This is a genomic window from Streptomyces sp. BE20 (assembly GCF_036322525.1).
Classification (GTDB): domain Bacteria; phylum Actinomycetota; class Actinomycetes; order Streptomycetales; family Streptomycetaceae; genus Kitasatospora.
Map to the genome: position 1 here is coordinate 1 of NZ_JAQYWW010000315.1, position 460 is coordinate 460.

Genomic DNA, 460 nt, shown 5'->3' on the forward strand with positions numbered 1-460 from the left:
CCCGGGGTTCCAGGACCGCGACTCCGTCAACAGCGACACCGCGCCGGAAGCCCAATCCACGTGTGGGGACTGCTCGTCGGCGTGGAGCGTCGCGGGCAGGGTCTCGTGCCGCATCGCCAGGACCATCTTGATGATGCCGGCAACACCGGCCGCCGCCTGCGTGTGCCCGATGTTGGACTTCACCGACCCGAGCCAGAGCGGGTCACCGCCGTCCCGGTCCTGACCGTACGTCGCCAGGAGCGCCTGGGCCTCGATCGGGTCACCGAGCGTCGTGCCGGTGCCGTGCGCCTCCACCGCGTCGACGTCCTGCGGGGTCAACCCCGCCTGCGCCAACGCGGCCCGGATCACCCGCTGCTGCGACGGACCGTTCGGCGCCGTCAAACCGTTCGACGCACCGTCCTGATTGACCGCCGTACCCCGCACCACCGCCAGCACCCGACGACCCGCAGCCCGCGCCGAC

1 protein-coding gene is annotated in these 460 nt (G+C 72.2%); it reads right to left on the reverse strand.

Annotated features, from left to right (window positions below):
• Positions 1–460, reverse strand: a 460-nt coding sequence (locus PUR61_RS01730) for a polyketide synthase (protein WP_329874877.1), incomplete at both ends; no start/stop codon positions are given.